Genomic DNA, 16540 nt, shown 5'->3' with positions numbered 1-16540 from the left:
ACGACCATGACCGATACCGACACGCCCGCACTAGCAAGCTAAAACCCCAAACGAGAGGAAAACGCCGTTACACCACTACAAGGGACTTGACCGTGATCTGCCAGACACTAGAGTAGACATGTACTGTGCGCAATGCCTGGCGCACCCTCGCGATTTCCCTCGGGTATCGCACCGAAATAAAGGAGTGAGTTCGGTGACCGAAGAGCACCAGAATCTCGAACAGGTTCCCGCTGAGGAACAACCCAAGACCGTATCGCCTCAGCCCGTCACTCCACGTAGCGAACCTGCACCGAAAGCGGAACCGGCCCCGATGCCGACTCCCCCGACCTTCCCGCGCACGGCTAAGGCGGAGCCCGCTCAGGAGGAACCAGCCAAGGCCCCGGCCCCGACGCCCGCACCGACTCCTGCGCCCGCACCCGCGGCCCGCCCCGCGCCCGCACCCGAACCGGTAGCTCCCGCGCCGCCGACGGCCCCCACCGGCGTGGCCCAGGTGGCCGTTGCGGCCCCGAGCTTCGATGCAGAGCAGGCCGGGCAGTGGGGACGCGTTGACGATGACGGAACCGTGTGGGTTAAAGAAGAATCCGGTGAGCGCGCCGTTGGACAGTTCCCCGACGCGTCCAAGGACGAAGCCCTGAGCTTCTACGTCCAGCGCTTCTTGGATATCGAAGCCGAGATCCGCCTTGCCGAGGCGCGCCTGCCCCAGCTTGGCCCGCGCGATGTCGACACTACGCTGTCTTCGCTCGCTGAGCAGGTCGCAGCCCCGGCCGCCGTCGGTGACCTGCAGGCGCTACGCGATCGCGTCCAGGCGCTCAAGGATGCCGGTGCGGAGCGCAAGAAGCAGGCCGCCGCCGAACGCGAAGCGGCGAAGAAGGAAGCGGTCGAGCGCCGCGAGAACATCGTCGCGCGCGCCGAAAAGATTGCGGCAAAGGACCCACAAAAGGTCCAGTGGCGGCAGTCCGGCCAGCAGATTCGGGCGCTGCTCGATGAGTGGAAGGAAGCCCAGCGGCGCGGTCCGCGTCTGGACCGACCGACCGAGGACGCGCTGTGGAAGCGCTTCTCCCACGCTCGCACGACGTTCGATCGGCACCGTCGCCAGTTCTTCTCCGAGCTCGACTCCAAGCAGAAGGAAGTCAAGGCGAAGAAGGAAGAGCTCATTACCCGCGCCTCCGAGATGGCTAACTCGACGGACTGGGGTCGCACGACGACCGCCTACCGCGCGCTGATGGATGAGTGGAAGGCTGCGGGACGATCCAACCGGAAGGAAGATGACGAGCTGTGGAAGCGGTTCCGTGCCGCCCAGCAGGTCTTCTTCGACGCCCGCAACGCCGCCAACGCGCAGACCGATCAAGAGCAGCAGGAAAACCTCACGAAGAAGCGTGCGCTGTGCGAGCGCGCCGAGGCGATCCTGCCCGTGACGGATCCGAAGCGTGCCCGCGCGGCGCTGCGTCCCATCCAGGATGAATGGGAGCAGATCGGCTTCGTTCCGCGCAACGCGATGTCCGAGGTCGAGGTCCGGATGCGCAAGGTCGAGGACGCGATCCGCGAAGCCGAGCAGGAGCAGTGGCGCGCTACCGACCCGGAGGTCACCGCCCGCAAGAGCGCGCTGGCGACCCAGATCGAAGAATCCCTCGCGAAGCTCGATGAGGACATCGCCGCGGCCACGTCCGCCGGCAACGATGCGAAGGTGAAGAAGCTGCAAGAAGAGCGCGCCGCGAAGCAGGCGTGGCTCGACACGATCAGCTAACGCTGCCGAGCAACGGGGCGCTGTGGATAACTCCCACAGCGCCCCGTTTCGTTGTCCACTTAGAGGCATGGATACTGCCTTTACCGGATTACGCCCGCGCCCGCCCGCACCTGCCGTGATCGATCCGCTGCTCGAAGACCATGACTGGCAGCTGAGCTATCTCACGCGCGTTGCCTCCGAGCTTCCCATCCGGCTAAGTCCCGATTTCCGGGCGCGCCTGGTCACCCACCACCTCGGCAGCGAGCAAGTCATCGCGGGGCGCTCGGCGCTGTTCGTGTGGGGCGCTCGCCTACCGGACGTGCACGAGATCTATCCGCGCTCCGGGCTTAGGCCTAAGAACGTCAAAGTGCTGAACGTGCACATGCACTACCGCGATTTCGTCCGGTTCGAGGATCGGATCGTGACGGAGCCGTATCGCAGTGTCATGGACGTTCTGCAGTTCCACGGGCTGACCTACCTGACCGATATCGTGGACGTCCGTCGCCATATCGATCCGGACGCCCTCGCCCACCGCTGCCGCGCCACCCGCATGTCGCCACACATGTGGCAGGAGGCGATCGCCGTGCTGAAAGCCGCGTCCTAGACGCGCTGGCGGCGAGCCCCCGGACGGATACGTGCCGCCTCGTAGACGCCATCGACCTGACGGATCGCCGACAGGATATGCGACATGTGCGTCGCATCGCCAAGTTCGAAAACGAAGCGCAGCACGGCGAGGCGATCACGGTTGACCGTTGACGTCGCCGAGTGAATATTGACCTGGTTATCGGACAGGATCTTCGTGATGTCGTTGAGCAGGCCGGAGCGATCGATCGCCTGGACCTGGACCTGGACGAGGAAGGAACCCTGATTGTGCTCGCCCCAGCTGACGCCGATCATGCGGTCGGGCTGGCGACGCAGGTGGTCGACGTTCGCGCAGTCCTCGCGATGCACGGAAATGCCGGAGCCGCGCGTCACAAAGCCGATGATCTCGTCACCCGGCACGGGCGTACAGCACTTGGCGAGCTTCACCCAGGCCTCGCCCTGCTGCATGCCCTCGACGATGATGTTCGGCTCGTTCAGAGAGGCACGGCGTTCCTGGATAGCGCCCGGGACGGTCGCCTCGGCGAGGTCTTCTTCGGCGCCCTGGTCGCCCCCGACGAGTTCGATGAGGTGGGTGACGACGTTGCCGGCCGAGATATGACGTTCGCCGACGGCAGCGTACAGCGCGGAGACGTCCTGGTACTTCAGCTGATCGGCCAGCGAGGTGAGCGTCTGGTGGTTCATCAGGCGCTGGATCGGCAGATTCTGCTTGCGCATCGCCTTCGCGATGAGCGTCTTGCCCTCTTCGACAGCCTCTTCGCGGCGCTCCTTGGAAAACCATGCACGGATCTTATTGCGGGCACGTGCCGATCCGACGAACGTGAGCCAGTCGCGGCTCGGTCCGGCGTTTTCGGCCTTGGAGGTAAAGATCTCGACCGTATCGCCGTTTTCCAGCTGGGTCTCCAGCGGGATGAGCTTGCCGTTGACTCGCGCGCCGACCGTGTGGTGGCCGACCTCCGTGTGGACCGTGTACGCGAAGTCGATCGGGGTCGATCCCGACGGCAGCGTGATGACGTCCCCGCGAGGGGTGAAGACGTAGACCTCAGTCGAGGCCATCTCATAGCGCAGCGATTCGAGGAACTCCGCCGGGTCTTGTGTCTCGCGCTGCCAGTCGACGAGCTGGCGCAGCCAGCGCATATCCTGCGGGTCGGTATCGGAGGCCTCGGAAGACTTCGTCGCGTTCGGGTTTTGCTTGTACTTCCAGTGCGCGGCGACGCCGAACTCGGCAGCCTTATGCATCTCGTAGGTGCGGATCTGGACCTCGATGGGCTTGCCGCCGGGGCCGAGCAGCGTCGTATGCAGCGACTGGTAGAGGTTGAACTTCGGGACCGAAATATAGTCCTTGAACCGGCCGGGCAGCGGCTTCCAGCAGCCGTGCAGCGCGCCAAGCACGCCGTAGCACTGCGTGACCGTGTCGACGAGGACGCGGATGCCCACGAGGTCGTAGATGTCGTTGAAGTCGCGACCGCGCACGATCATCTTTTGGTAGATCGAATAGTAGTGCTTCGGGCGGCCCGTGACCGTCGCCGGGATCCCAGCCTGCTTCAGCACATCCTCGATGCGCGAGAGCACATTGTTGAGGTATTCGGTTCGGGCCGGGGCGCGATCCGCGACGAGGTGGATGATCTCCTGGTAGACCTCCGGATAGAGCGTTTCGAAGGAGAGGTCTTCCAGTTCCCACTTGATCGCGTTCATGCCGAGGCGATGCGCAAGCTGTGCGTAAATCTCGAGGGTCTCGCGGGCCTTACGCTTCGCGGACTCCGACGGCACGTACTTCCACGTCCGAGCGTTATGGAGGCGGTCGCCGAGTTTGATGATGAGGACCCGGATGTCCTTCGACATCGCGACGACCATCTTGCGCACGGTCTCGGCCTGCGCGGCATCGCCGTAGTTGACCTTGTCGAGCTTCGTGACGCCATCGACTAACAGCGCGATGTCTTCGCCGAACTCCGCCTTGAGGTCGGATAGCCGGTAGGACGTATCCTCGACCGTGTCGTGCAGTAGCGCGGCGGCCAGCGTCGGTGGAGTCATGCCGAGATCAGCGAGGATCTCCGCGACGGCGACGGGATGGGTGATGTACGGTTCCCCGCTCTTGCGGAATTGCCCCTCGTGCGCACGCTTGGCCACGACATAGGCGCGCTCGATGAGGTCGGTCGGCGCTTTCGGATGGTGCTCGTGAAGGGACTTCACGAGCGTCTCTAGCGCCGGGTCGACCTTACTCTTACGTGACCCCAGCCAATGCAACCGCGATCGCTGCGGACTCGCGGTGTCCGGGGACGTCGGCTCAGGGGAACTCATGTCCCTAGTCTAGTTCAGCCGAAAAACCTTCGGATCTACTCGTAGACGACAACCGAGTCGACGGTGTAGCCCTCGAGCTTCTTGCGGCCGTTCAGATCCGCGAGTTCTAGCAGCATGCACAGCGCTGTCGCTTCGCCACCGGAATGTTCGACGAGGTCGATTGCCGCGCGCGCCGTCCCGCCCGTAGCGAGGACGTCATCAATGATGAGCACGCGATCGCCGTCCTTGACGATCTCCGGGTGAACCTCCATGCGCGCAGTGCCGTATTCGAGCGCATAGTCCACGCCGAAGACGGCGCCGGGCAGCTTGCCGGCCTTACGGATCGTGATCATCCCGATGCCGAGTTCGACCGCGAGAGGCGCCGCGAGGATGAACCCGCGTGACTCCAGGCCCGCGACCGAGTCGATCCGGCCGCGATAGAAATCGGCGAGTCCCTTGATCAGTTCCCGGAACGCTTTGCCATCGGCGAGCAGGGGCGTGATGTCACGAAACAGGACGCACGGTTCCGGAAAGTCAGGAACTTCGCGGATATGTGTAAGAACGAGATCCGTGAGGCTAGACGGCAGCTGCGGCGAGGTCATCGGCGAGCCTTCTTCTTTCGGGGCTGGTGTCGATTTCCCAGGTGCTGGCCGGGAAGGACATCGGGTGACGTTTCCACTTTAGCCTTGTGACCTGAACCTGTGGCGGGATGCGCGCCGACAAGTTCGCCAGCGTCCTCTTCGCCGCGATGACGGCGAACCTGGCGGGTGTGCTCGGCGATCTTCGTTTCGCGATTACGGAACTGGACTTCCAGCGGCGTCGCGATAAAGATCGAGGACGCGGTCGAGACGATCATGCCGATAAACAGCGCGAGCGCGATATCGCGAAGCGTGCCAGCACCGAGCAGGAACGCACCGACGAAGAGGATCGAGCCGACCGGCAAGATGCCGACGATCGAGGTGTTGATCGAGCGCACGAGCGTCTGGTTGACCGCGAGGTTCGCGCGTTCTTCGTAGGTGTCCTCGTACTGGTCGAACAGGTGCTCGGTGTTTTCGCGGACTTTATCGAACACGACGACGGTGTCATACAGCGAGTAGCCGAGAATCGTCAGCAGGCCGATGACCGATGCCGGCGTGACTTCGAAGCCCACGAGGGCATAGATACCGACGGTGACGATGACGTCGTGGATGAGGGCGAGGATCGCGGCCAGGCCCATGCGCCAGGCACGGAAGTAAATCGCCATGACGATCGTGACGAGCACCATGAAGGTCACGAGGCCCTGCAGCGCCTTCTTGGACACGTCCGCGCCCCACGACGGGCCGACCGAGTTGGACGTGACATCCGCTTCGCCGACGCCGTAGGCTGCGCCCAGTTCGTCCGCGACTTCGCGCAGGATCTCACCGGAGGTTTTCCCCTCGGGAACCGGGATGTTCTCGGTTTGGATGCGCACCGTGCTGTTGCCAACGGTCGAGACGCGCGGCGGTTCCTTCACATCGTGGCCGGAAAGGACTTCACGCGCCTTATCGCCCGAATGGTTTTGGGTATTCGTGATCGTGAACTCGGTGCCGCCACGGAACTCGATGCCGGGGTTCAGGCCGATGGTGGCGACGATGAGGCCCGAGAGCGCCATGGCCGCGATCGCGATGATGAACCACCACTTGCGACGCTGGACGATCGGGTAGGAACGTTCGCCGGTGTAAAGCTCGTTACCAAACTTCGCGAGCGAAATCATACGACGCCCTCCTCATTCTTGGCGCGCTGTGCTTCTCGCTCTGCTGCCCGCCGCTCCGCAATCGTCATACCGCCAGCGCTGGCCTTCGCCTTCTTCGGTTGCCCGGTCGCAATGCGGCCGCGGCCCTGATATATCGGGCTGGCGCCGAGATGGGTCGGGTCCAGGCCGGAGAGCTTGTGTCCCTCACCGAAGAACTTGGTGCGCACGAGCAGTTCCATCAGCGGATGCGTGAACAGGAAGACGACGAGCAGGTCGACGAGGGTCGTGAGGCCGAGCGTGAACGCGAAGCCACGCACACCGCCGACAGCGAGGAAGTAGAGCACGATCGCCGCGAGGAAGTTCACCGCGTCGGAGGCGAGGATCGTGCGTCGAGCACGACGCCAGCCTTCGGTCACGGCGCGCTGCAGCGAGGCACCCTCGCGGACCTCATCGCGCACGCGTTCGAAGTAGACGATGAACGAGTCGGCGGTAATACCGATGGCGACGATCAAGCCGGCGACACCGGGCAACGATAATCGGTAGCCCTGGACCCAGCTCAACACCGCGATCGTGCCGTAGGACAGCACCGCAGCGATGATGAGCGAGGCGAGCGTGATGATCGACAGGCCGCGGTAGGTGAAGATCATGTAGACCATGACGAGGCCAAGTCCGATGAGGCCGGCGAGGATACCGCGCTCGAGCTGTTCGGTGCCAAGCGTCGCGGAGATCTGCTCTTCGGACTGGACTTCGAAGTTCAGTGGCAGCGAGCCGAAGCTCAGCTGCTTTGCCAGTGCGAGTGCGGCCTCCTGCGTGAAGCCACCCGTGATGGAGGCCTTCCCGTCGACGATCGTCGCCTGCATGCGCGGCGCCGAGATCACGAGGCCGTCGAGGACCATCGCGAACTGGTTGCGCGGCGCCGGCAGCGACACGAGGCGCTTGGAGACCTCGGCGAACTGCTGGGTGCCGTCTGACTTGAACTCCAGGCCGACTTCATAGTCGCCGGTGAGGACCTGGCCCTGCATGTGCGGGCGGCCCACGGCGGTCTTGATCTCCGTGCCTTCAAGGTCTGCCGGGCCGAGGATGAACTTTCCCTCGCCCTTCGCATCGCATGCGACGAGCGGCTTCTTCGCATCACTGACGGTGCCGCCAGTGAGGTTGGCCGGGTCGGTGCAGTCGTGCTTCAAGAAGTCGTACAGGATCTTTTCCGTCACCCAGGCGGGGTCCGAATTATTGCTCGGCGCCGTCTGCGGTTCTTCGGAGAGCTTGCCGTCGCCGTCTTGGTCGGCGAGCGCGAAGTACTTATCTTCTTCGGCCTTCGGGTGTTCCTTGGCCTTGTCCGGCAGGTTCAGCTGATCGGCCGGGACGACACCCGGCTGGCCGATCTGCAGGACGGGACGGAATCGCATGAGGGCCGATTGACGTACGAGATCGAGCGTGGCATCGCTCGGTTTACCGGGCAGCGACACGACGATGTTCTGCTGGCCCTGGCGCGTGATCTCGGCTTCCGCCACGCCGGAGGCGTCGACGCGCTGGCGAATGATCGCGATCGCTTCGTTGATGTCCTCCGAGGTGATCTCCGAGCCGTCTGTCGTCTTCGGCGTGAGGACCAGCTGCGTGCCGCCCTCAAGGTCGAGCGCGAGCTTCGGTGCCCAGGACGCATCGGAGGTTTTGGTGCCGATCCCAAGCGATACAAAGATCGCGATCGTGACGATGGCGAGGGTGATCAGCGATCGCCACGGGCGCGGCGCTGCGCTGGGTTCCGTTTTAGAACGATGGGGAGTCGTACTCACAGGTGATCTTTTCAGCGACGAACGGTTAGATGGGCGCGGACGTTAGGACTGTTTGGGCTTGTCCTCATCCGGGCGGGGCGTATCGGGATCGAGGCGCTCACCGAATTCGGGCTCGTACCCCTCGGCCAGTGCGGGATCCTGCTCGACGAATTCATCCGTCGTGGTCTCCGGCACGGCATACGGCGGCGCCTGTTCCATCGCGATGGCGTGCTTGTGCCACACGGTCTCATCACCGGAGGGAGATTCGAGCGTGACGGTGTCGCCGTCAATGTCGACGATGGTTCCGTAGAAACCCGATTGGGTCCGCACCTGATTGCCCACGACGATCGCGGTTTCCCGCTGCTCCATAATGCGCTGGCGCTGCTTCTTGCCGAAAAAGTTCATCAACAGCACCATGCCGAGGACGACGATGAGCATCAAAATGAGAGGATCCATGGATTATCTCCAAGCAAAGATTTCGATTAACCTCCCCGATTCTAGGCCAGTGCGGCGCTGATCGAAAGAAGAGGTGCGGTGTGCCACGTTAAAGGCCGGGAAGCGCTCCGTTGGATGGCGGGGTGAGGCCGAGGTGCTGGTAGGCCTGTACCGTCGCCATCCGGCCGCGCGGCGAGCGGACGATGAAGTCCTCGCGCACGAGGAATGGCTCGGCCACGGTCTCGACGGTTTCGGCTTCTTCCCCGACGGCGACGGCTAGCGTCGTGAGGCCCACCGGTCCCCCGCCAAAGCGGGTGCACAGCGCCTGCAGGACGGCGCGATCGAGCCGGTCCAACCCCTTGGCATCGACCTCGAACAGCTCGAGCGCGGCTTCGGTCGCTTCGCGATCGAGCCGGCCCGTGCCGTGGACCTGTGCCCAGTCCTGCACGCGGCGCAGCAGCCGGTTGGCGATACGGGGTGTGCCACGTGAGCGCGCGGCCAGGAGCTCGGCCGCGTCCGCGTCGAGCTCGGCGCCAAGCAAACCCGCCGAGCGAGTCAGGACGGAGTGGAGTTCGTCGGTGGAGTAAAACTCGAGGTGGCCCGTGAGGCCGAATCGGTCGCGCAGCGGCGCGGGTAGCAGCCCCGCGCGCGTCGTCGCTCCGACGACCGTGAAGCGTGGCAGCGTGAGCGGGATCGACGTTGCGCCCGGGCCCTTGCCGACGACGACATCGACCCGGAAGTCTTCCATCGCGAGATAGAGCATCTCCTCGGCCGCGCGCGCCAGGCGGTGGATCTCGTCGATGAACAGGACGTCGTGTTCGTTGAGTGAGGACAGGATCGCGGCGAGGTCGCCCGCGTGCTGGACGGCGGGCCCTGACGTCGGGCGCAGCACTCCCCCGGTTTCCGCGGCGATAATCATCGCAAGCGTCGTCTTACCCAGGCCGGGCGGGCCCGACAGCAGGACGTGATCGGGTGCGCTGCCGCGCTGAGCCGCGGCGGTAAGAACGAGATCGAGCTGGGCGCGCAGTTTCGGCTGGCCGACAAACTCGTGCAGCGTTCCGGGACGCAGGGCCGCCTCGGCGGCGCGTTCGAGGTCCCCGGCGCGCGCGTCGACGAACCGGTCGTCGAACTCCTCTTCGCTCACGCCTTGCCTCCGAGGTGCTGGAGGGCGGCGCGCAAGATTTGCGAGGTCGTCATCCCCGGCGCCATGACGTCGCCGACGGCGCTCTCGGCGACCTTCGACTGCCATCCCAGGCCGATGAGCGCATCGACGACCGCGGCATCAACGTCGGCGGCGAGAGGCGCGGCAGGAATATCGGAGACCGGCGCACCGAGCTTATCTTTGAGCTCGAGCGCCATCCGGCTCGCCGACTTCTTTCCAATGCCGGGCACCTTTTGCAAGGCGGCAAGGTCCTCGCTCGCGATCGCGCGGCGAAGCTCATCGGGCGTGTGGACCGCGAGGACCGCCAGGGCGGTGCGCGCCCCAACGCCCGTCACCGTTTGCAGGGCCCTGAAACAGGTTCGTTCATCGGTATCGAGGAAACCGTAGAGCGTCATGGCGTCTTGGCGCACGAGGAACTCGGTCACGAGCGTGACATCCTCCCCGACGCGTAAGCTCGCGAGAGTGCCGGGGCTCGCCTCCAGACGCATTCCGAAGCCGCCTACATCGATGACCGCGTAGTCGAGCCCGACGCTGGCGACGGATCCGCGAACGTGATCGATCATGCCCACTTCCTTATGTTAGCCACTGGGTCCAGCATAGTAGAACAACTGTACGAATCGAACGATAACGCGCCGGGCGGCTAGGACGACTTCTTTCCCATCCGACCACGTCCCGCGCGATAGCCGGTGCGGCGCGCCGCGCGTTCCGCTGCGGCCCAGCGTTGCTGCGCGGTCGTCTGGATCGAGGTATCGGTGGCGACGGCGCTGCCTTGGCGCCACGAGTGGCAGATGGCGAGCGCCAGTGCGTCGGCGGCGTCGGCGGGCTGCGACAGCTTCGGCAGGGCCAGGATGCGCTGGACCATGTGCTGGACCTGTTCCTTGGGGGCATCGCCGTAGCCGGTGACCGCGGCCTTGACCTCCGACGGCGTGTGTTGGCCGACGGGAATGCCGCGCGAGGCGGCAGCGACCATCGCGAGTCCAGCGACCTGTGCCGTGGTCATCACCGTGGAGACGTTGTGCTGCGCGAAGACGCGCTCCACGAGCAGGATCTCCGGACGGTAGCGCTCCACCCACTCATTGAGTTGCGCGCTCATTTCGGCGAGGCGGAATTCGAGGTCCTTATTCGGGTGGGTGCGAAGGACGTCGGCGGCGACGAAGGTGGGTTTGGGCGAACCGATCGAGCCCGGTAGGCCCGCCTTCGGTCCTTCGATCACGGCGATACCGCATCGGGTGAGGCCGGGGTCGATTCCCATGATTCGCATACTGCTGATCCTAAAGGAGCGTGCTCGCGCCGCGGACCAGCAGCGTGATGCAGCCGGCGGAGGCGACGAGGATGGCGAGGGTACGTGCGTGGGTACTGGAGACGCGCGGCGCCAACCGCCCGCCGAGCCAGGCACCGAATAAGACCGAGGCAAAGACGATGGGGACGACCCACCACGGCGGCAGGTCGACGCCGGGCGGCAGGCCCGGGACGACCTTGGCGAGCACCGATCCGATATTGAGGAACAGGAAGATCGGCTGCAGCGAGGCGGCGAACCGCTGTTGTTCCCAGCCCGTCAGGCGCGAGTCCAGCACGAGAATAGGTCCGGCCATCCCGACGAGCGCGTTCATCACTCCCCCGATGCCGCCGCCGAGCGCATCGAATTGAGGTGCCCGGCCGGGCCGCGGGCGCGCCGCGATGGACGTTGTCGCGAGGCCGGCAAGGAGCAGGGTCGCGATGACGACCTCGAGCCAGGCGGAGGTCACGCGATGAATGACCGCGACGCCGATACCGATCCCGATCGCGCCGGTTACGCAGATGATCGCGACGCGCCGCCAGTCGACGTGCGCGCGCAGCGAGACCGTAAGGACCGCCGCGGTGACGATCGCCGCGGTGTTTGTCGTGAGGACCCCGAGCACCGGGCCCATGGCGAGCGCGAGGATTGGTCCTGCGACGACGCCGGTTCCCATCCCACAAATGCGCTGCAGGCCGCCTCCAAGAATGAAGGCGGCCACAGCAATGAGGATGATGAGCGGAGACAGGTCCTACTCCGCGTCGAGTTGAGCCATGACCTCATCGGAGGCATCGAAGTTGGCGAAGACGTTTTGGACGTCATCGCAGTCTTCGAGCGCATCGACCAGGCGCAGGCACTTCTTGGCGCCTTCCAGATCAACCTCGACCTCGGTTGCGGGGACGAACTGGGCTTCGGCCGAGTCGTATTCGACGCCGGCGTCCTGCAGCGCGGTGCGCACGGCGACAACGTCACCCGGCTCGGTGCGGATCTCGAAAACCTCGCCCTGGTCCTCGACCTCTTCGGCGCCCGCTTCCAAGACGGCGTCCAGGATGTCGTCTTCCGTCATCCCTTCGGTCTTGGGAACTACGATGACGCCCTTGCGGGAGAACAGGTAGGACACGCTGCCCGGGTCGGCGAGGTTGCCGCCGTTACGGGTGAGCGCGACGCGCACGTCGGAGGCGGCGCGGTTGCGGTTATCGGTGAGGCATTCGATCAGGAAGGCGACGCCGCCAGGGCCGTAGCCCTCATACATGATCGTTTCCCAGTCGGCACCGCCGGTTTCTTCACCGGAGCCACGCTTGACGGCGCGCTCGATATTGTCGGCCGGAACGGAGTTGCGCTTCGCCTTTTGGATCGCGTCATACAGGGTGGGGTTGGCCGCGGGGTCACCGCCACCGGTGCGAGCCGAGACCTCAATATTTTTCACCAGGCGAGCAAAAAGCTTGCCGCGCTTGGCGTCGAGTGCGGCCTTCTTATGTTTCGTTGTGGCCCATTTAGAGTGGCCGGCCATGTAAGAACTCCATCCGTATTAACGACAATTCCGCTCCTCATTATCTCACGACCGTCGGCGCAGCTGTCTCGCGAGGTCGTGGGCGCGGCGGCGTTCGGCCGCGGTGAGTGTGACGCCTTCCGGCTGATACCTGGCAGTTGTCAAAATCTGTGCCACATCGCGCGCGGGTTCGGCCAGGTCGCTGCGGCATCCGGCGAGTTTTTCCCCCATCGCGATCTCGGACATTCCGGCCGGTGCCTGCTGTCCCGACTTCCGCAGCGCGACGCGCAGCCCATCGTCGAGGTCCGCGAGCACGTAGGCCGGGTCGCGCGTCAGCCGCGCCCGCGCGACCACAATGGCGACCGCCATCACTGCGATGAGCGCGGCCAGCGGGATCCAGGGCGAGAGCGGCGTTACCTGGGTGGGGCCCGCACCGAGGTCGGGGGCGTTCCCGGTATCGGGGCGCTCGCCACCGCCGGTAGGCGCGGACGGTTCGGGGGCGTCCGGCTCGAGCGTACTGTTCGTCGGAAGGGGCGAGGGCGGGGCACTCGGCAGCGTACGCGGGAAGGTACCGAGTTCGAGCTGGGATTCGCGTTCGATCGCGGGACCGCCCGGCGTCGGATCGACCGTGAGCCAGGTGCCGTCGAGATAAACTTCGACCCAGGCGTGCGCTTGCGAGGCGGTGATGACGTAGCCGTCATCGGTCGGCCGTCCGGGTGCGTAGCCGACCGCGACGCGGGCCGGGATGCCGAGGTCGTTGGCGAACAGCGCAAAGGTCGCGGCGAACTGCTCGCAGTAGCCGGCGCGCTCGGTCAAGAAATGCTCGAGCGGATCAACGCCGAGCGGGGTCGCGACGTTCAGAGAGTAACTGAACTGCGAGAAGTAGCGCAGCAGCTCGCCGACCTGGATGGACGGGTCGGTCGATCCCTTTACGATCTCCCGGGCGCGCTGCGCGCGTGCCTCATCGGGGACGATGTCGACGCTGCGCTCCGGGTCCTGTTCGGGCGCTACCGCCCCGTTCAGCCATTCATCGATCCCGCGCTGCGGCCGATAGCTCACGCGGTACAGCGCCGCGGGATCCTCGATCCGAACCCCGCTCGCGTCCGGGGCGATTCGCTGGGCGATCCCCTCATCGATTTGAAGCGCCACCGGTGCCACGGGCAGCGGCAGTAGGCCGGAGGCTGGCTTTGCCAGCTCGACCCACAACTCGGGGTTCTGGTCGAAGATCGCGGGATCGGTAGGAGCTGAGGTGAGAGCGTCGGGTTCCTTCGTCATCGACCAGCGGGAGCCATCGAATCGGTCGAGGACCGCGGTTCGCAGGTACTCGGGTCGCGACGTCCGTGCGACAGGACTCATCCGGGTCTGGATCCGGCTTTGGATTAAGGAGACCTGCGGGTCGAGGGCGGTGGCTCCCGTGATCCGGTACAGCGGCGCTATGCCGGACCCGAACTGTTGGGCAAGCGGCGTGCTGTTGGTGGTCATCGGTGCCGCGAGGCCGGTGAGGGCACCGAGGACGATCACGGTCACCGTCGCCACGGTGGTAAAAGATTTCAGTCGCTGCAGGCGCAGGTCCCTCGATTGGAGCAGCGCGATCGCGATGATGAGCGCCCCGATCACGAGAGTGGGCCAGTTCAGCAGGAAACGGCCGCCGAAGATCTCCGGAATCGCAGCAATGACGAGGAGCACGAGGATGGTAAACAACCCGCTGCCCGATGCGCGCCCGACGACAAAACCCTGGCGCGGGCCGCGGCGCCACAGATAGGCCGACGAGCGTGCCGCCGCCATGTCGGTATCGAAGGCGATCGCGAGCAGCGACGTGATGAGCGCGAGCAGGGTTGATAGTGCACCGGTAGCGTGGTCGCCGGGATACATCGTGTCGAGCTGATGCGTGCCCGAGCCGATGATTTCTGCCGGACTGCTGAGGCCAAACCGCAGAAGATAAAACGCTATCGGTATGAGCAGTTGGATCGCCGCGACGGTAAGGGAGGAATCCTTAAACCGCGCCGTCGACCGTATGACCGCCCCGGCGGCGACGATCAAGGTGGCGAGCACGGCGGCGACGAGCAGCCAGCCGCCGGGTGCGACGGAACCGACCGTTCCAATCGTGGCGAGGGAGGCGAGTAGCGCGATCGCCGAGCGCATGAGCCTCGCGGCAAGCGTGTCTGGTCGATCCTCGTCGTGTTGGATCGACACGTCGGTCACGTTCGTGACGCGATGCGGGGAGCTGTCGCCCCCGGTGACGGGGACCTGACGGACGGGGATGCCGCGCAGCCGCTGCGGGGCGGGGCCGTCGCCAGCCCACAAAACGACGCGGGCATCGTCGAGATACCCGAGCGGTGCGGGCAGTTCTTCGCCGAACGACATGACGGCGAGGGTTTCGTGGATATGGCGTTCGGAGTCGCCGAGCGTAAGGATCTGGCCCGCGGGGCCGACGACGACGATGTCGGCGCCGACCCGCGCAAGGGTTTGCACGACGCCAAGCGACGTGGCAAGCACGTTGCCGAAGTGCACGGCGCTGCCGGAGCGGTTGTCGATGGCGAGCGCGATCGTGGGATGCGGTTCGAGCTCCGCGACCTTGGACATGAGCTCGCCGGTCTTCGCGCTGGCCTTCCAGTGGACGGCGCGCGGCGAGTCCCCCGGGATATAGCGGCGCGCCTGCATCGCGCCGATCGTCGTGGCTGAGATTGCGCGCTGCGAACGCACGACGGTCGCGATGATGTCCGTATCGACCGGTGCGGCCTTGGGCAAGATGAGGACGTCCTCGCGGGAGTGGACCGGCGAATAGCCGTGGCCGAGCCCGAACGGCAGCATGGCACGCAACTCCACGATGGGCAGGTGCGCATAGCCGTAGTCCACGGGCGGTAGCGACAGTATCCAGCCATCGCCGCGCCAGGTCGGCACCTCGCCCGCGGTAATGACGTCATCGACGGGAGAGACGACGATCTCCCGCCGGCGCAGGACCGCTCCGATGATGCCGGAGACGATGATCCCGATGAGGATGCCCGCGATGACCGCGCCGACGCGCAGCGAGAAGACGGCTGCGAGGTAGACCGCGAGGCCAAGCCCGGCGAGCGTGACGAGGACGCCGAGGGTAGGACGAATATTGGGCATCTAGGTATCCGCTCGGGCCGGGGCGGGGGTCCGAGAAATGAGGGTCGAGAGGATATCGCCGACGCGGTCCCCCGCCCGGCTCGCCGCGGCGGACAGCGTCAGTCGGTGGTGCCACGTGGCATGGACGGCGTCCTGCACGTCGTCGGGTAGCACGTAGGTGCGACCCGCGGTGAGCGCGATGGCTTTGGCCATGACGATGAGGTGGATGACGCCGCGCGGCGAGATTCCGAGCCGGAAGAGGTCGGGGTTGCGTGTCGTGCGAGCGAGGCGGACGGCGTAGCTGTGCAGGGATTCGGCCACGTGCACCTTGCGAACGCACGCCATCGCGGTGAGCAGATCCTCGGGCGAGGCAACGGCGGCGATACTCGAGGCCGCTTGTTGGTCGAAGGACGCGCTTGTGCGTTGCGCGACCATCGCGGCCTCGGCCGCCTCGTCGAGGTAGCCGATCGACAGGCGCGCGGTGAAGCGGTCGCGCTGGGCCTCGGGCAGTTGGAACGTGCCGTCCATCTCGACGGGGTTCGCTGTCGCGATGACGAAGAACGGCTGGGGCGTGCGATACGTCGTCCCGTCGACGCTGACGCGGCGCTCTTCCATCGCTTCCAGCAGCGCGGACTGCGTGCGGGGGCCGGAGCGGTTGATCTCGTCGGCGAGGACGAGTTCGTGGAAGATCGGACCGGCCTCGAAGGACCAGTTACCGGAGGCGGGCTGGTAGACGCGGACGCCGGTGATATCGCCGGGCATGAGGTCGGCCGTGAATTGGATGCGCGCGAAGCTCAGGCGGCAGGCGCGGGCGAGGCCTGTCGCGAGGAGGGTTTTGCCGACGCCGGGCACGTCTTCGATGAGCAGGTGCCCGCCGGTGAGCATTACTTGGAAGGCTGTCGTAATGACGTCGTCTTTGCCGGTAAGGCCGTGTGACACTTGGTCGACGATGCGAGAGGTGAGGTCAGAAACATGGCGAGCATCGTCGGCTGTGAGTTGCGTCATGTCGCT

Annotated in this window: 14 protein-coding genes; 2 read left to right on the top strand and 12 right to left on the bottom strand. The window is 65.4% G+C overall.

The annotated features are described in order from the left end of the window. Nucleotides 1–193 precede the first annotated feature (193 nt). Together BSZ39_RS01750 and BSZ39_RS01745 are read left to right on the top strand one after the other, a co-directional pair. Entirely contained in the window at nt 194–1744 is a 1551-nt protein-coding gene (locus BSZ39_RS01750) for a DUF349 domain-containing protein (RefSeq protein ID WP_158025064.1), read from the top strand. 67 nt (nt 1745–1811) lie between these two features. Further along, nucleotides 1812–2327, top strand: coding sequence for a hypothetical protein (locus tag BSZ39_RS01745; protein WP_143180322.1), 516 nt, complete (start codon nt 1812–1814; stop codon nt 2325–2327). Here the strand turns inward: BSZ39_RS01745 and BSZ39_RS01740 are convergent. The 12 genes from BSZ39_RS01740 to BSZ39_RS01685 all read right to left on the bottom strand — a co-directional run bounded on the left by BSZ39_RS01740 (nt 2324) and on the right by BSZ39_RS01685 (nt 16534). After that, nucleotides 2324–4621, bottom strand: coding sequence for a RelA/SpoT family protein (locus BSZ39_RS01740; RefSeq protein WP_073715674.1), 2298 nt, complete (start codon nt 4619–4621; stop codon nt 2324–2326). The two genes, BSZ39_RS01745 and BSZ39_RS01740, sit on opposite strands and share 4 nt — an antisense overlap. A 35-nt stretch (nt 4622–4656) precedes the next feature. After that, nucleotides 4657–5202: an adenine phosphoribosyltransferase gene (locus BSZ39_RS01735; protein ID WP_073715673.1), complete on the bottom strand. Its 546-nt coding sequence runs from the start codon at nt 5200–5202 to the stop codon at nt 4657–4659. Continuing rightward, the gene (secF, locus tag BSZ39_RS01730; protein WP_073715672.1) at nt 5199–6332 is read right to left on the bottom strand and encodes a protein translocase subunit SecF; all 1134 of its coding nucleotides are present in this window, start codon (nt 6330–6332) and stop codon (nt 5199–5201) included. The genes BSZ39_RS01735 and secF overlap by 4 nt, the downstream gene beginning before the upstream one ends. After that, complete coding sequence (gene secD, locus BSZ39_RS01725) at nt 6329–8101, bottom strand: protein translocase subunit SecD (protein ID WP_073715671.1); 1773 nt, start codon at nt 8099–8101, stop codon at nt 6329–6331. The genes secF and secD overlap by 4 nt, the downstream gene beginning before the upstream one ends. A 42-nt stretch (nt 8102–8143) precedes the next feature. Then, on the bottom strand, nt 8144–8536 hold the full coding sequence (locus BSZ39_RS01720; RefSeq protein ID WP_143180321.1) for a preprotein translocase subunit YajC: 393 nt from the start codon (nt 8534–8536) through the stop codon (nt 8144–8146). Between the two features lie 88 nt (nt 8537–8624). Next, nucleotides 8625–9659, bottom strand: a complete 1035-nt coding sequence (ruvB, locus tag BSZ39_RS01715) for a Holliday junction branch migration DNA helicase RuvB (protein WP_073715670.1) — start codon at nt 9657–9659, stop codon at nt 8625–8627. Further along, complete coding sequence (gene ruvA, locus BSZ39_RS01710; protein ID WP_073715669.1) at nt 9656–10240, bottom strand: Holliday junction branch migration protein RuvA; 585 nt, start codon at nt 10238–10240, stop codon at nt 9656–9658. Before ruvA ends, ruvB begins: the two co-directional genes overlap by 4 nt. Before the next feature lie 77 nt (nt 10241–10317). Next, a complete protein-coding gene (ruvC, locus tag BSZ39_RS01705; RefSeq protein WP_073715668.1) occupies nt 10318–10938 on the bottom strand; it encodes a crossover junction endodeoxyribonuclease RuvC in 621 nt (206 codons plus the stop codon). A gap of 10 nt (nt 10939–10948) precedes the next feature. After that, nucleotides 10949–11671, bottom strand: a complete 723-nt coding sequence (locus BSZ39_RS01700) for a sulfite exporter TauE/SafE family protein (protein WP_143180320.1) — start codon at nt 11669–11671, stop codon at nt 10949–10951. A 30-nt stretch (nt 11672–11701) separates the two neighbouring features. After that, a complete protein-coding gene (locus tag BSZ39_RS01695; protein ID WP_073715666.1) occupies nt 11702–12460 on the bottom strand; it encodes a YebC/PmpR family DNA-binding transcriptional regulator in 759 nt (252 codons plus the stop codon). Nucleotides 12461–12505: 45 nt separating this feature from the next. After that, entirely contained in the window at nt 12506–15550 is a 3045-nt protein-coding gene (locus BSZ39_RS01690; RefSeq protein WP_073715665.1) for a transglutaminaseTgpA domain-containing protein, read from the bottom strand. Continuing rightward, nucleotides 15551–16534, bottom strand: coding sequence for an AAA family ATPase (locus tag BSZ39_RS01685; protein WP_073715664.1), 984 nt, complete (start codon nt 16532–16534; stop codon nt 15551–15553). It abuts the gene before it with no gap. Nucleotides 16535–16540: the final 6 nt, after the last annotated feature.

It is taken from the genome of Bowdeniella nasicola (assembly GCF_001907295.1).
Lineage (GTDB): Bacteria > Actinomycetota > Actinomycetes > Actinomycetales > Actinomycetaceae > Bowdeniella > Bowdeniella nasicola.
This window is presented reverse-complemented; position numbering and strand designations above follow the sequence as displayed.

Excerpts from the sequence above, each read along its gene's own strand:
- BSZ39_RS01720 (WP_143180321.1), bottom strand. The coding sequence starts at position 8,536 with ATGGATCCTCTCATTTTGATGCTCATCGTCGTCCTCGGCATGGTGCTG.
- BSZ39_RS01745 (WP_143180322.1), top strand. The coding sequence starts at position 1,812 with ATGGATACTGCCTTTACCGGATTACGCCCGCGCCCGCCCGCACCTGCC.
- secF (WP_073715672.1), bottom strand. The coding sequence starts at position 6,332 with ATGATTTCGCTCGCGAAGTTTGGTAACGAGCTTTACACCGGCGAACGT.
- ruvA (WP_073715669.1), bottom strand. The coding sequence starts at position 10,240 with ATGATCGATCACGTTCGCGGATCCGTCGCCAGCGTCGGGCTCGACTAC.
- ruvC (WP_073715668.1), bottom strand. The coding sequence starts at position 10,938 with ATGCGAATCATGGGAATCGACCCCGGCCTCACCCGATGCGGTATCGCC.
- BSZ39_RS01735 (WP_073715673.1), bottom strand. The coding sequence starts at position 5,202 with ATGACCTCGCCGCAGCTGCCGTCTAGCCTCACGGATCTCGTTCTTACA.
- BSZ39_RS01740 (WP_073715674.1), bottom strand. The coding sequence starts at position 4,621 with ATGAGTTCCCCTGAGCCGACGTCCCCGGACACCGCGAGTCCGCAGCGA.
- BSZ39_RS01685 (WP_073715664.1), bottom strand. The coding sequence starts at position 16,534 with ATGACGCAACTCACAGCCGACGATGCTCGCCATGTTTCTGACCTCACC.
- BSZ39_RS01690 (WP_073715665.1), bottom strand. The coding sequence starts at position 15,550 with ATGCCCAATATTCGTCCTACCCTCGGCGTCCTCGTCACGCTCGCCGGG.
- BSZ39_RS01695 (WP_073715666.1), bottom strand. The coding sequence starts at position 12,460 with ATGGCCGGCCACTCTAAATGGGCCACAACGAAACATAAGAAGGCCGCA.